The organism is Streptomyces lydicus (genome assembly GCF_000717345.1).
Lineage (GTDB): Bacteria > Actinomycetota > Actinomycetes > Streptomycetales > Streptomycetaceae > Streptomyces > Streptomyces lydicus.
In genome coordinates this window covers 314,141-327,378 of the sequence record NZ_JNZA01000008.1, presented here as the reverse complement: position 1 = coordinate 327,378, position 13,238 = coordinate 314,141, and the positions used below count along the sequence as shown (strand labels likewise).

Here is a 13,238-nt window from a genome sequence, read left to right as displayed (position 1 = left end):
CCGTCACTCCACGCCTATGAGCAGGGGCGCGCCGTGCTGCCCGCCGTCGTAGACGACCGTGTCCACGGCGAGGTGCCGCTCGTGGACGTGCCGCTCCAGCCGCTCGGCGAGCGAGGGGGGCGCCTGGGCGCCCAGGACCAGGGTCACCATCTCCCCGCCGGCGGACAGCATCCGGTCCAGCACGGTCGTCGCGGTGACGGTCAGGTCGGAGCCGATCACCGCGACATCGCCGTCGATCAGTCCGAGGACGTCCCCGGCCTGGCAGACGCCGGCCATCGTCCACGACTGCCGCTCGGCGACCGCCAGCTCGGCGTAGCGGGTCGCGCCCGCGGCCGAGGTCATCGCGACCACGTCCTCGTCGAAGCTGCGGCCCGGCTCGTGCACGGCCAGCGCAGCGATGCCCTGGACCGCGGAGCGGGTGGGGATCAGGGCGACCCGGACGCCCTCGGTACGGGCCTGTTCGGCGGCGGCCGCCGCGGTGTGCCGCAGTTCGGGGTCGTTGGGCAGCAGCATCACCTCGCGGGCGTGCGCCTGCCGGATCGCCTGCACCAGTTCGCCGCTGGCGGGCGGCTCCCCCGGCCGTACGGCGACGGGGGTCGCGCCGACCTCCGAGCACAGCCCGGCGAGCCCGGCGCCCGGCACCACCGCGACCACCGCGCGCGCCGCCATCGCCGGTTCCTTGACGCGGGTGGCGCCGCCGAAGTGGGTGATGCGGATCCGGTAGGGGCGGCCCGCCTCGATGCCGGCCTCCACGGCGGCACCCGCGTCGTCGACGTGCACATGGACGTTCCACAGGCCGTCCCCGCCGACCACCACCAGGGAGTCGCCGAGCCCGTCGAGCCGGGTGCGCAGCCGCGCCACGGCGTCGTCGCCGGCCTCCAGCAGGTAGATCACTTCGAAGGCGGGCCCGTCGGGGTTGTGGCAGCCGTCCGCCGCGGCCCGGGTGGCGGCCTCGCAGCCGGCCGCCTCGGGGAGCGGGGCATCGGCCCGTACGGCGACCGGGGTCACCGAGGTCTCCCCGGAGAGCGCGTCGGCGAGCGCGCCCAGCAGCGCGACGAGCCCGCAGCCGCCGGCGTCCACGACGCCGGCCCGGCCGAGGACCGCGAGCTGGCCGGGGGTCGCCCGCAGGGCGCTGCGGGCGCCCTCGTGAGCGGCGCGGGCCACCTCGGCGGCGCCGCCGGTCCCGGCGGCCCGCTCGGCGGCGTCCGCGGCGGCGGTGGCCACCGTCAGGACGGTGCCCTCCACGGGGTGCGCGACCGCCTCGTACGTCGAGGCGGCAGCCCGGCGCAGCGCCCGGCGCAGCGCCTCGGCGGCACCGCCGGCGTCGGTGGGGGCCGCGTCGGCCGCCAGCACCTCGGTCATCCCGCGCAGCAGCTGGGCCACGATCGTGCCGGAGTTGCCGCGCGCCCCTATGAGGGCACCGTGCGCCATGGCGCCGATGGCGTCGGCGAGGCCGGGTGCGGTGCCGGCCGAGGCGTGCCCGTCGAAGGCGGCCTCGACCGCGCGGGCGGCCGATTCGAGGGTCAGGTAGAGATTGGTTCCGGTGTCACCGTCGGCCACGGGATAGACGTTGATCGCGTCGATCCGCTCGCGTTCCCGGCCGAGCGCCTCCAGGGCCAGTCCGCACCAGGCGCGGACGGCGGCGGCGTCGAGCGGGTTCGGCACGTCGTCCTCCTGGGTCGCGGGATGCACCGCACAGTAGCCGCGCGAGGACGGGGAGGCCGGGGCGGGGGCCCGCGGGTGCGTGGTAGTTTCGTTCTGCGGGAGCGGTCGTTGTATGCTGCTCCGGTTGCCCGATGCGAATCGGGCCATTCCTCTCCTGACGACGCCGGCCGGGCAATGCACTCGGCTCGTCGGGATCTCACCGTAAGTGCATCTGAAGTCTTTGGAGTGACCCGTGGCTGCCAACTGCGACGTCTGCGGCAAGGGGCCGGGCTTCGGCAAGAGTGTCTCGCACTCGCATCGCCGTACCAACCGTCGTTGGAACCCCAACATCCAGACGGTGCGTGCAGTGATCGGGCGGACGCCGAAGAAGCTGAACGCCTGCACCTCGTGCATCAAGGCCGGCAAGGTCTCGCGCTGACGCCTTAGCGGTAGCGCAGCCCGACCGGTTGCCTCTGAAGCCGGTCCACCCTCGTGGTGGACCGGCTTTTGCTTTTCCTGATCCCGTGGGGCCCTCGCGGGCCCCCGCCCGTCCGGTGGTCAGCGCTCGCCGCGCAGCCGCCAGCCGTGGTCCACGGGGCCGATGCCCGCACCCAGCCGGAATCCGGCCGCGAGGGCGCCGGTGACGTACTCCTTGGCCGCCGCGGCGGCCCGCACGACGGTGTCCCCCTTGGCGAGCCGGGCGGCGAGCGCGCTGGCGAGGGTGCAGCCGGTGCCGTGCGTGTGCCGGTTGTCGTAGCGGGGCGCGCGCAGCCAGTGCTCCTCGGTGCCGTCGGTGAGCAGATCGACGGCGCTGTCGCCGGCCCCGGCCGGCAGATGGCCGCCCTTGATGAGCACCCAGCGCGGCCCGAACTCCAGGACGGCGTCGGCCGCCCGGCGCATACCGGCCTCGTCGCGGACGTGTACGCCGGTGAGCTGGGCGACCTCGTCCAGGTTGGGGGTGGCGACGGTGGCGGTCGGCAGCAGCTTGCCGCGCACCGCGTCCAGGGCGCTCGCGGCGAGCAGCGGATCACCGTGCTTGGAGACCCCCACGGGGTCCACGACGACCGGGGCGGGCACCCCGGCGAGGAGTTCGGCGACGGTCTCGACGAGTTCCGCCGAGGACAGCATCCCGGTCTTGACCGCCTCGACGCCGATGTCGTCGACGACGCTGCGGAACTGGGCCCGCACGGCCTCGGCGGGCAGTTCCCAGGCGCCCTGCACGCCCAGGGAGTTCTGGGCGGTGACGGCGGTCAGCACGCTCATGCCGTGCGTACCGAGCGCCAGCATCGTCTTGAGGTCGGCCTGGATGCCCGCGCCGCCGCCGGAGTCGGACCCGGCGACGGTCAGGACGCGAGGAGGTATGTGCATACCGGCGAATCTACTCGCCCTCCCTCCCCCAGCTACCGCTGGGAGGGGCCCCCATCCCGACCTCCACCCCCAGAAGACGCCGCTACGCGCCGCCCCTCTACTCGTTGTCCCCGAAGTGGTCCCAGCCGGCCTTCGCCCAGGGGGCGCCGTCCACCGTCACCTGCGGCAGCGCGGACGGGTTGAGGACCTCGCCGATGACCTTCCACCGGGCGGGCAGCTTCACGTCCGGCGGGAAGGTGGCCACGATGGCGTGGTCCTCACCGCCGTTGAGCACCCACTGCATGGGGTCCACGCCGACCGCGGTACCGATGTCGGACATCTGTGAGGGGATGTCGATCGCGGCGGACCGCAGATCGATCCGCACCTTGCTCGCCTCGGCGATGTGCCCGAGGTCGGCGACGAGTCCGTCGCTGACGTCGGTCATCGCGGTGGCGCCGAGCCCGGCGGCGGCGGGGCCCGCGTGGTACGGCGGCTCGGGGCGGCGGTGCGCCTCCACGAAGGCGCGCGGCGAGCGGAAGCCGCGGGAGAGCACCGCGTGCCCGGCCGCGGACCAGCCCAGCCAGCCGGTGACCGCGACCACGTCGCCGGGCTGGGCGCCGGCCCGGGTGACCGGCTCCTGGTTGCGCAGATCGCCGAGCGCGGTGATGGCGACGGTGATGGTGTCGCCGCGTACGACGTCACCGCCGACGACCGCGGCGCCGGCGACCTGGCACTCGTCGCGCAGCCCGTCCATCAGCTCGGTCGGCCAGGTCGCGGGGAGTTCCGCGGGGACGACCAGGCCGAGCAGGATCGCGGTGGGCACCGCGCCCATCGCGGCGATGTCGGCGAGGTTCTGTGCGGCGGCCTTGCGGCCGACGTCGTAGGCGGTGGACCAGTCCCGCCGGAAGTGCCGGCCCTCCAGGAGGACGTCGGTGCTGGCGACCACCCTCCGGTCCGGCGCGGTCACCACCGCGGCGTCGTCCCCCGGCCCGATCCGTACGGCCGGGGTGGAGGTGAGCCGGGAGGTGAGCTCCCTGATCAGACCGAACTCCCCCAGTTCCCCCACGGTGCCCTTCATGATGTTGCCCTTCCCATGTGTACGGACGGTCCGTACGTGGCTGACGACTGCGCCGCACTTGCCGTGTTCACCGCGCGGGTCTCCCCGCTCCGCGCGGTGACGCGGTACCGTGGCGTCCCTTCTCCCCACATGATCCTCGTAGCCGCCCTGGAGGTTCCGTGGTACAGGCTTACATCCTGATCCAGACCGAGGTCGGCAAGGCCTCGGCGGTAGCGGAAGTCATCTCGAAGATCCACGGTGTGCTGCAGGCCGAGGATGTCACCGGCCCGTACGACGTCATCGTGCGCGCACAGGCCGACACCGTCGACGAGCTGGGACGGATGGTGGTCGCCAAGGTCCAGCAAGTGGACGGCATCACCCGCACCCTTACCTGCCCGGTCGTTCATCTGTAGCTCCCCCGTATGCTCGGCCGGGTGATCTGGACGCGCCGCCGGTACCTGGCCCTGCCCCTGCTCACCGTGCTGTTCACCACGGTGAGCTGCTCGTCTTCCGAGGAGTTGGCCGTGCCCTCGCCCACGGGGGAGGCGGCACGGCACTGCAGGGCGCTCCATGAGGCATTGCCGCGGTCCGTGGACGGGCTGAAGCGGGGTACCGCCGAGCCCGTCTCCGACTTCACTGCCATATGGGGCGATCCTGCCGTGAAACTGCGCTGCGGGGTACCGAAGCCCGACGTCCTGAGGTACGGGAATGAACATTACAACCCCAACCCCGAGGCGGCGGAAGTCAACGGCGTCCGATGGCTCTTCGAGAAGCAGGACGACGGCTACCGCTTCACGACCGTGCTGCGCAAGGTCTACGTCGAGGTGACCGTCCCGCACGACTACGCCCCCGAGGTCGATGTACTCCCCGACCTCGCGGGCGCCGTCACCAAGACCGTGCCGAAGGGCGTCTAGCGCAGCCCCGTCGAGCGCCGCAGCGCGGCCTGGAGGAGCCGGTCGATCAGCTCCGGGTAGCTCACGCCGCTCTCCTGCCACATCCGCGGGTACATCGAGATGGGCGTGAAGCCGGGCAGCGTGTTGATCTCGTTGATCACGAACTCGCCGTTGTCCTGAAGGAAGAAGTCCGCGCGCACCAGGCCCTCGCAGGAGGCGGCCTCGAAGGCCGCGACGGCCAGTTCCTGGATCTTCGCGGTCTGCTCGGCGGTCAGCGGCGCCGGGACGATTCCGGTGGCCGAGTCGATGTACTTGGCCTCGAAGTCGTAGAAGTCGTGCGCGGTGACCGGCGGGATCTCGGCCGGCACGCTGGCCCGCGGGCCGTCCTCGAACTCCAGCACCCCGCACTCGATCTCGCGGCCGCGCAGCAGCGACTCCACGAGGATCTTGGGGTCGTGCGACCGGGCCTCCTCGATCGCCGCGTCCAGGCCATTGAGGTCGTCGACCTTGCTGATCCCCATGGAGGAGCCGGCCCGGGCAGGCTTCACGAAGAGCGGCCAGCCGTGCTCACCGGCGAAGTCCACGATCTTCTTGCGGGCAGCGGCAGGATCCTGCTCCCACTCCCGGGGGCGGATGACCTCGTACGGGCCGACCGGCAGCCCGAAGGAAGCGAACACCCGCTTCATGTAGTCCTTGTCCTGGCCGACCGCGGAGGCGAGCACGCCCGAGCCGACGTAGGGCACGCCGGAGAGCTCCAGCAGGCCCTGCAGGGTGCCGTCCTCGCCGTAGGGGCCGTGCAGGACGGGGAAGACCACGTCGACCTCGCCCAGCGCCTTGGGCACCGAGCCCGGCTCGCTGTAGACGACCTCGCGGTTGGTCGGGTCGACCGGGAGCACCACGCCGCCCTCGGCCGACTCGGCGAGTTCGGCCACGCTGGGCAGCCGCCGGTCGGTGATGGCCATCCGATCGGGGTCGTCGGCGGTCAGCGCCCAGCGGCCGTCGGTGGTGATGCCGATGGGCAGCACGTCGTACTTCTCGCGGTCGATGGCGCGCAGCACGGCTCCGGCGGTGAGTACGGAGATGGCGTGCTCGGAGCTGCGGCCGCCGAACACGACGGCGACGCGGGGCTTGTGGGAGGAGGTCTGGCTGCTCATATCGCGTTGAGGGTACCTGCTGGTAGCGGCTGCGTCAGTGCTGCGGCGGCCGTTGGTGGCGTGGCGCCTCCGGGACGGTCGCTCAGTGCCGCTCGGACTTCGCGCTGCGCGACATCAGCTCCTTGAGAGCCACCATCGGCGGCTTGCCCTCGTGGACGATGTCCACGACGGTCTCGGTGAGCGGCATGTCGACGCCGTGCCGGCGCGCCAGATCCAGTACCGATTCGCAGGACTTGACGCCCTCGGCGGTCTGCTTGGTGACCGCGATGGTCTCCTGGAGCGTCATGCCGCGGCCGAGGTTGGTGCCGAAGGTGTTGTTGCGCGACAGCGGCGAGGAGCAGGTGGCGACCAGGTCGCCCATGCCGGCCAGGCCCGCGAAGGTGTGGGCGTCGGCGCCCATGGCGAGGCCGAGCCGGGTGGTCTCGGCCAGCCCGCGGGTGATCAGGGATGCCTTGGCGTTGTCGCCCAGGCCCATGCCGGTGGCGATGCCGACGGCCAGCGCGATGACGTTCTTGACCGCGCCGCCCAGTTCGCAGCCCACCACGTCGGTGTTGGTGTAGGGCCGGAAGTACGAGGTGTGGCAGGCGGTCTGGAACCGGCGGGCGACCGCCTCGTCGGTGCAGGCGATGACCGCGGCGGCCGGCTGGCGGGCGGCGATCTCCTTGGCGAGGTTGGGTCCGGTCAGCACCGCGACGCGCTCCGCGGGCGCCTTGGCGACCTCCTCGATGACCTCGCTCATGCGCTTGGCCGTGCCCAGTTCGACGCCCTTCATCAGGGAGACCAGGACGGTGTCGGCGGGCAGCAGCGGCGCCCACTCGGCGAGGTTGCCGCGCAGCGTCTGGGAGGGGACGGCGAGGACGGTGAACTCCGCGCCGCGCGCCGCCTCCGCGGGGTCGGTGGTGGCCCTTACGGACGCGGGGAGCTCGACCCCCGGCAGGTAGTCGGGGTTGGTACGGCCGTTGTTGACGGCGTCGACCAGGGCCGCGCGGCGCCCCCACAGGGTCACCTCGCATCCCGCGTCGGCGAGCACCATCGCGAATGCGGTGCCCCAGGACCCCGTGCCGTAGACGGCGCAGCGCGTCACTTGCCTTCATCCTCCTGTGCCTGCTGGGTGCTTCGGGCCTGCTGCGGGGCGACGGCGCCTTCGGTGGCGGCGGCCGCTTCGGCGGGGGCCGCGGCGGCGGCCCGCTCGGCCTTGGCCGCTTCGCGGGCGGCGCGGCGCTCCTGGGCGATCGCCTTGCGCCAGTCGTACGGTTCGGCCGGCGCGGGCTCGCCGCGGAGCAGGGCGAGCTGCTCGGTGATGGCGGCCATGATGGTGTCGGTGACCGCCCGCAGCACCTCGGCGGTGGGCTCCCGGTCGTAGAACGCGCTCAGGTCGACGGGCGGGCCGGCCTTCACCCGCAGCGTCTTGCGCGGGAGGAGCTGGAGCTTCTTCTCCTTGGCGTACGGCGGCATCGCGTCGTTGGCGCCCCACTGCGCGACGGGGATGACCGGCGCCTTGGTCAGCAACGCGACCCGGGCGGCTCCGGTCTTGCCCTGCATGGGCCACAGCTCGGGGTCGCGGGTGAGGGTGCCCTCGGGGTAGAACGCGACGCATTCGCCCTTGTGGATGGCGGTGACGGCGGCGCGGAACGCGGTGGCCGCGTCGGTGGTTTCCCGGTAGACGGGGATCTGGCCGGTGCCGCGCATCATCAGGCCGACAAAGCCGCTCCGGAAGAGTCCGGCCTTGGCGAGGAATCGGGGGACCCGCCCGGTGTTGTACTGATAGTGCGCATAGGAGAGCGGATCAAGATACGAGTTGTGGTTGACCGCGGTGATAAATCCGCCGTCGGCCGGAATGTGCTCCATTCCCTGCCAGTCCCGCTTGAACAGAACCAAGAGCGGCGGTTTGCAGATGACCGCGGCCAAGCGGTACCAGAAGCCGATTCTGCGGCGGGACACTGGGACACCCTCCTTGTGGGACCTGCGAAGCTGCTACGGGCCGGCAGCCGCACAAGTGTCGCCCCAGGTACCCGCTATGTCGAGGACACCGTAACCCCGGCGCTCCCGGAGAGCGGCGGCAGCAGGTGAGAATGGCGCGGATGCGAAGAGACGGAGCGGGTGTGGGCTGGAGCCTGGTGGTGCCGCTGAAACCGCTGGTGCGAGCCAAGAGCAGGCTCTCGCGGGCCGCCGGGGAGGAGTTCCGGCCCCGGTTGGCCCTCGCCTTCGCCCTGGACACCGTGGCGGCGGCGCTGGCCTGCGCGAACGTGCGGGATGTGGCGGTTGTCACGGACGATCAGCTGGCCACGGAGCGGCTGGTGGCCCTCGGCGCGTCCGTCGTGCCCGACACACCGGGGGCCGGACTCAACGCGGCGCTGGCCCACGGGGCGGACGTCATCCGCTCCCGCCGCCCGGGCGCGCCGGTCGCCGCGCTGAACGCCGACCTGCCCGCGCTGCGCCCGGCCGAACTGGAACTGGTGCTCCATTCCGCTTCGCTATTTCCCCGTGCATTTCTCGCGGATGCGGCGGATATCGGGACAACACTTCTGACCGCGACTTCCGGAGTGGAATTGGAACCGGCATTCGGCGGTGCGTCCCGGGCGCGTCACCTGGCATCGGGAGCGCGGGAGATCGTCGCGGCGAACGTGCCGTCGGTACGCCGGGACGTGGACACCGGCGAGGATCTGCGGGCGGCGCTGGCGCTGGGCGTGGGCCCGCACACGGCGCTCCAGGCCCCGCGGCTGCCGTCGCAGGTCAGAGCGTCTGGAGCGTGATCAGCTCGATGTGCCGGGCGTCGCCCTCGCCGGTGACCTCGATACGGACCCGCTGACCGGGCCGGAGCAGCAGCAGACCACCGGCGTCGAACGCCGCGGTGTCGAAGGTCAGCGGGGTGCCGTCGTCCAGCAGCACGCTGCCGGAGCGGGTCTCGGAGTCGTACGTGTACGCGGTGGCCTGCATGGAAGAGAGCCTAGACGGCGACGTGCGGCCACATGCACCGCGGGCCGGGCTCCCCGGAGGGAGACCGGCCCGACGCATGGCGTCGCCGCTGCTGTGGTCACCGCTTGCGAGCGGTGGTCTTCTTCGCGGTGGTCTTGCGCGCGGTGGCCTTCTTGGCAGGGGCCTTCTTGGCGGTGGCCTTCTTGGCGGGGGCGGTCTTCTTCGCCGTGGCCTTCTTGGCGGTGGTCTTCTTCGCCGGCGTGGCCTTCTTGGCGGCGGCCTTCTTCGCCGTGGTGGCCTTCTTGGCCGGCGTGGCCTTCTTGGCGGTGACCTTCTTCGCGGCGGTGGTCTTCTTCGCCGTGGTCTTCTTCGCCGTCGTCTTCTTGGCGGCCGCCTTCTTGGCGGTGGCCTTCTTCGCGGCGGCCTTCTTGATGGCGGCGCCGCCGGTGAGGCTGCCCTTGGGGGCCTTCTTGACGGACACCTCGCCGCCCTTGGGAAGCTTCTTCGAGCCGCTCACCAGGTCCTTGAAGCCCTGACCGGCGCGGAAACGCGGCACCGACGTCTTCTTGACCCGCACGCGCTCACCCGTCTGCGGGTTGCGGGCGTAGCGGGCCGGGCGGTCGACCTTTTCGAACGAGCCGAATCCGGTGACCGAAACGCGGTCGCCGTTGACCACTGCGCGGACGATTGCGTCCAGCACTGCGTCGACCGCGTCTGCGGCGGCCTGTCGGCCGCCGACCTTGTCGGCAATGGCTTCTACGAGCTGCGCCTTGTTCACGTCTTCCCCTTCGGAGACATTGCTGGAAGGAAAGTTTCCAAGCTTTTTCGCACGTTAGGCAGATATATACCGCAAATCAAACACGAAACGGGCTAATCACCCTTGTGCCGCAACGAACTCGACCTTCACGGACTTCCGTCGGCGTGCACATCTTCGGGGTAACGACCTTCGTCGAGGTCTTCCATGAACCACTCCAGACGCCTTGCCGCGTCCGCAAGATCGTGTTTAGCCGCGGCCGTGATGACGAGCAGCTTCCGGGTCAGCGCCATCCGTACGCCCTCCGGGACTTGCAGTGTCCGCACACTTGCGTGTGCGTCCTTGAGTCGGTCGGCGACAAGACCGTAGAGCTCGAGTTGGTCGTCGCGTTCCATGCGCTAATTGTGCCATCTGCGGCGAGTTGTCGCTTCACGGGGCCTCAACAGCCGCCTCCACACACGGATGCGCCCCCTGCCAACTGCACAGGGGGCGCATCGTACGCAATAACGCTTTGAGCCAAAAACCCGAGGTCAGACCTCGATCGTACGCGGCTTGAATGACGGGCGATTTGCCTCGTACGCCACGATCGAGGTCTCCTCCCGAAGGGTGAGGCTGATGTCGTCCAGCCCCTCCAGCAGACGCCAACGAGCGTTCTCGTCCAGCTCGAAGTCGGCGGTGACGCCCTCGGCCCGGACCTGCCGGGAAACGAGGTCGACGGTCACCTCGGCGGCCGGGTCGGCCTCCACCAGCTTCTGCAGCCGGTCCACGGTCTCCTGCGGCAGGACCACCGTCAGCAGCCCGTTCTTGAGGGAGTTGCCGCGGAAGATGTCCGCGAACCGCGAGGAGATGACGGCCTTGAAGCCGTAGTTCTGCAGGGCCCAGACCGCGTGCTCACGGGAGGAGCCGGTGCCGAAGTCGGGACCGGCGACCAGCACCGTGGCGCCCTTGTACTGCGCCTGGTTGAGGACGAACTCGGGGTCCTTGCGCCACGCCTCGAAGAGCCCGTCCTCGAAGCCGTCGCGGGTGACCTTCTTCAGCCAGTGGGCCGGGATGATCTGGTCGGTGTCGACGTTGCTGCGGCGCAGCGGGACGGCCCGGCCGGTGTGGGTGGTGAAAGCTTCCATGGTTCAGACTCCCGCGGGCGTGGCGACGTCGGACTGGCCGGCCGTGGCCAGGTCGGCCGGTGAGGCCAGATGGCCGAGAACAGCCGTTGCGGCGGCGACCTGCGGCGAGACCAGGTGCGTACGACCGCCCTTGCCCTGGCGGCCCTCGAAGTTGCGGTTGGAGGTGGACGCGGAGCGCTCACCGGGCGCCAGCTGGTCGGGGTTCATGCCCAGGCACATCGAGCAGCCCGCGTGCCGCCATTCGGCGCCCGCCTCGGTGAAGACCTTGTCCAGACCCTCGGCGACGGCCTCCAGGGAGACCCGGACCGAACCGGGGACGATCAGCATCCGTACGCCGTCGGCGACCTTGCGGCCCTGCAGGATCGAGGCCGCGGAGCGCAGGTCCTCGATGCGGCCGTTGGTGCACGAACCTACGAAGACGGTGTCCACGTTGATCTCGCGCAGCGGCTGACCCGCCGTCAACCCCATGTATTCCAGGGCCTTTTCGGCGGCGAAGCGCTCCGAGGCGTCCTCGTACGAAGCCGGGTCGGGGACGTTCGCCGAAAGCGGTGCGCCCTGGCCGGGGTTGGTGCCCCAGGTGACGAACGGCGACAGCGCGGAGGCGTCGATGTGCACCTCGGCGTCGAAGACCGCGTCGTCGTCGGTACGCAGCGTCTTCCAGTACTCGACCGCGGCGTCCCAGTCCTCACCCTCGGGGGCGTGGTCGCGGCCCCGGAGGTAGTCGAAGGTGGTGCGGTCGGGGGCGATCATGCCGGCCCGGGCGCCCGCCTCGATCGACATGTTGCAAATGGTCATCCGGGCTTCCATCGACAGTTTCTCGATGGCCGAGCCGCGGTATTCCAGGACGTAGCCCTGGCCGCCGCCGGTGCCGATCTTGGCGATGATCGCCAGGATCAGGTCCTTGGCGGTGACGCCCTCCGGCAGCTCACCGTCGACGGTGATCGCCATGGTCTTGAAGGGGGCCAGCGGCAGCGTCTGGGTGGCCAGGACGTGCTCGACCTGGCTGGTGCCGATGCCGAACGCCAGCGCGCCGAAGGCTCCGTGGGTGGAGGTGTGGCTGTCACCGCAGACCACGGTGGTGCCGGGCTGGGTCAGCCCCAACTGCGGCCCCACGACGTGGACGACACCCTGCTCGACGTCGCCCAGCGGGTGCAGCCGGACCCCGAACTCGGCGCAGTTCTTGCGCAGCGTCTCCAGCTGGGTGCGCGAGACCGGGTCGGCGATCGGCTTGTCGATGTCGAGGGTCGGGGTGTTGTGGTCCTCGGTGGCGATGGTCAGGTCCGTGCGGCGCACCTGGCGGCCGGCCTTGCGGAGGCCGTCGAACGCCTGCGGGCTGGTGACCTCGTGCAGCAGGTGCAGATCAATGAAGAGGAGGTCGGGCTCGCCTTCCGCGCGCCGGACGACATGGTCGTCCCAGACCTTCTCCGCGAGTGTCCGTCCCATCGCTTTCCCTCCGGCCGGCCACTGTGCCGGCCTTGCTCGTCCATGCGTGGTGCCCACAGATATCCCCCTGCCGGGCCTTACGCGGGGCCCTGGTCGAGGGCCACATCTACAGACTGACGACTTCCCTGGAAAATTGAACTTGCGTTTCACAGTGTGAGACGTGAGTATCGTTGCATGGACAACTCTAGCGGCGTCGGCGTTCTCGACAAGGCAGCTCTGGTTTTGAGCGCTCTGGAGTCCGGTCCGGCCACCCTCGCCGGGCTGGTCGCGGCGACAGGGCTCGCACGACCCACGGCCCACCGGCTGGCCGTGGCACTGGAACACCACCGGATGGTGGCGAGGGACATGCAGGGCCGGTTCATCCTGGGCCCGCGGCTCTCCGAGCTGGCCGCGGCGGCCGGCGAGGACCGCCTGCTCGCCACGGCCGGACCGGTACTCACCCACCTCCGCGACGTGACGGGCGAGAGCGCCCAGCTCTATCGACGGCAGGGCGACATGCGGATCTGCGTGGCGGCCGCGGAACGGCTGTCCGGACTGCGGGACACCGTCCCGGTCGGCTCCACGCTCCCGATGAAGGCCGGCTCGGCGGCCCAGATCCTGATGGCCTGGGAGGAGCCCGAGCGGCTGCACCGCGGCCTGCAGGGCGCGCGCTTCACGGCCACCGCGCTGTCCGGCGTACGGCGCCGCGGCTGGGCCCAGTCGATCGGCGAGCGCGAGCCCGGCGTGGCCTCCGTCTCCGCGCCGGTACGCGGCCCCTCGAACCGCGTGGTGGCCGCCGTGTCGGTCTCCGGCCCGATCGAGCGGCTGACCCGCCACCCGGGCCGGATGCACGCCCAGGCGGTCATCGACGCCGCCGCCCGCCTCTCCGAGGGACTGCGCCGCACCGGCTGACCCACCGCACCCGGC

The 13,238-nt window shown here is 71.2% G+C and carries 16 protein-coding genes; 5 read left to right on the top strand and 11 right to left on the bottom strand.

Going from position 1 to position 13,238, the window contains the following annotated elements; translation table 11 throughout:
- Positions 1-3 precede the first annotated feature (3 nt).
- On the bottom strand, positions 4-1,665 hold the full coding sequence (locus OO62_RS09855) for a DAK2 domain-containing protein (RefSeq protein ID WP_033266884.1): 1,662 nt from the start codon (positions 1,663-1,665) through the stop codon (positions 4-6).
- 232 nt (positions 1,666-1,897) lie between these two features.
- Here OO62_RS09855 and rpmB point away from each other — a divergent pair, with 232 nt between their 5' ends.
- Positions 1,898-2,083, top strand: coding sequence for a 50S ribosomal protein L28 (gene rpmB, locus OO62_RS09850; protein ID WP_006602870.1), 186 nt, complete (start codon positions 1,898-1,900; stop codon positions 2,081-2,083).
- A 119-nt stretch (positions 2,084-2,202) separates the two neighbouring features.
- Here the strand turns inward: rpmB and thiD are convergent, their stop codons facing one another.
- The gene (gene thiD, locus OO62_RS09845) at positions 2,203-3,012 is read right to left on the bottom strand and encodes a bifunctional hydroxymethylpyrimidine kinase/phosphomethylpyrimidine kinase (protein ID WP_033266883.1); all 810 of its coding nucleotides are present in this window, start codon (positions 3,010-3,012) and stop codon (positions 2,203-2,205) included.
- A 97-nt stretch (positions 3,013-3,109) separates the two neighbouring features.
- Positions 3,110-4,069 (bottom strand): thiamine-phosphate kinase, encoded by a 960-nt coding sequence (locus tag OO62_RS09840; RefSeq protein WP_033266882.1) that lies wholly within the window; start codon positions 4,067-4,069, stop codon positions 3,110-3,112.
- 158 nt (positions 4,070-4,227) lie between these two features.
- Here OO62_RS09840 and OO62_RS09835 point away from each other — a divergent pair, with 158 nt between their 5' ends.
- Positions 4,228-4,461, top strand: coding sequence for an Lrp/AsnC ligand binding domain-containing protein (locus OO62_RS09835; RefSeq protein ID WP_033266881.1), 234 nt, complete (start codon positions 4,228-4,230; stop codon positions 4,459-4,461).
- A gap of 9 nt (positions 4,462-4,470) precedes the next feature.
- Entirely contained in the window at positions 4,471-4,962 is a 492-nt protein-coding gene (locus OO62_RS09830; protein WP_033266880.1) for a DUF3515 domain-containing protein, read from the top strand.
- On the opposite strand, the gene OO62_RS09825 is transcribed toward OO62_RS09830, so the two are convergent.
- From OO62_RS09825 to OO62_RS09815, 3 genes are all read right to left on the bottom strand, one after another.
- Positions 4,959-6,095: a D-alanine--D-alanine ligase family protein gene (locus OO62_RS09825; protein ID WP_033266879.1), complete on the bottom strand. Its 1,137-nt coding sequence runs from the start codon at positions 6,093-6,095 to the stop codon at positions 4,959-4,961. The two genes, OO62_RS09830 and OO62_RS09825, sit on opposite strands and share 4 nt — an antisense overlap.
- 82 nt (positions 6,096-6,177) lie before the next feature.
- Positions 6,178-7,179 carry an NAD(P)H-dependent glycerol-3-phosphate dehydrogenase gene (locus tag OO62_RS09820; protein ID WP_033266878.1) on the bottom strand — a complete coding sequence of 334 codons (1,002 nt, stop codon included), beginning with the start codon at positions 7,177-7,179 and terminating at the stop codon, positions 6,178-6,180.
- A complete protein-coding gene (locus OO62_RS09815) occupies positions 7,176-8,036 on the bottom strand; it encodes a lysophospholipid acyltransferase family protein (protein WP_033266877.1) in 861 nt (286 codons plus the stop codon). Before OO62_RS09815 ends, OO62_RS09820 begins: the two co-directional genes overlap by 4 nt.
- A gap of 161 nt (positions 8,037-8,197) precedes the next feature.
- Here OO62_RS09815 and cofC point away from each other — a divergent pair, with 161 nt between their 5' ends.
- Positions 8,198-8,848: a 2-phospho-L-lactate guanylyltransferase gene (cofC, locus tag OO62_RS09810; protein ID WP_228332543.1), complete on the top strand. Its 651-nt coding sequence runs from the start codon at positions 8,198-8,200 to the stop codon at positions 8,846-8,848.
- On the opposite strand, the gene OO62_RS09805 is transcribed toward cofC, so the two are convergent.
- From OO62_RS09805 to leuC, 5 genes are all read right to left on the bottom strand, one after another.
- A complete protein-coding gene (locus tag OO62_RS09805) occupies positions 8,829-9,032 on the bottom strand; it encodes a hypothetical protein (protein WP_033266876.1) in 204 nt (67 codons plus the stop codon). The genes cofC and OO62_RS09805 overlap by 20 nt on opposite strands.
- A 97-nt stretch (positions 9,033-9,129) precedes the next feature.
- Positions 9,130-9,789 (bottom strand): HU family DNA-binding protein, encoded by a 660-nt coding sequence (locus tag OO62_RS09800; RefSeq protein WP_033266875.1) that lies wholly within the window; start codon positions 9,787-9,789, stop codon positions 9,130-9,132.
- Positions 9,790-9,914: 125 nt separating this feature from the next.
- Positions 9,915-10,160 (bottom strand): SCO5555 family protein, encoded by a 246-nt coding sequence (locus tag OO62_RS09795; RefSeq protein WP_033266874.1) that lies wholly within the window; start codon positions 10,158-10,160, stop codon positions 9,915-9,917.
- 135 nt (positions 10,161-10,295) lie between these two features.
- Positions 10,296-10,889 (bottom strand): 3-isopropylmalate dehydratase small subunit, encoded by a 594-nt coding sequence (gene leuD / locus OO62_RS09790; RefSeq protein ID WP_033266873.1) that lies wholly within the window; start codon positions 10,887-10,889, stop codon positions 10,296-10,298.
- Positions 10,890-10,892: 3 nt separating this feature from the next.
- Positions 10,893-12,332 (bottom strand): 3-isopropylmalate dehydratase large subunit, encoded by a 1,440-nt coding sequence (leuC, locus tag OO62_RS09785; protein WP_033266872.1) that lies wholly within the window; start codon positions 12,330-12,332, stop codon positions 10,893-10,895.
- 174 nt (positions 12,333-12,506) lie between these two features.
- Between leuC and ndgR the strand changes: the two genes are divergently transcribed.
- Positions 12,507-13,223 (top strand): IclR family transcriptional regulator NdgR, encoded by a 717-nt coding sequence (gene ndgR / locus OO62_RS09780; protein ID WP_026169203.1) that lies wholly within the window; start codon positions 12,507-12,509, stop codon positions 13,221-13,223.
- Positions 13,224-13,238 lie beyond the last annotated feature (15 nt).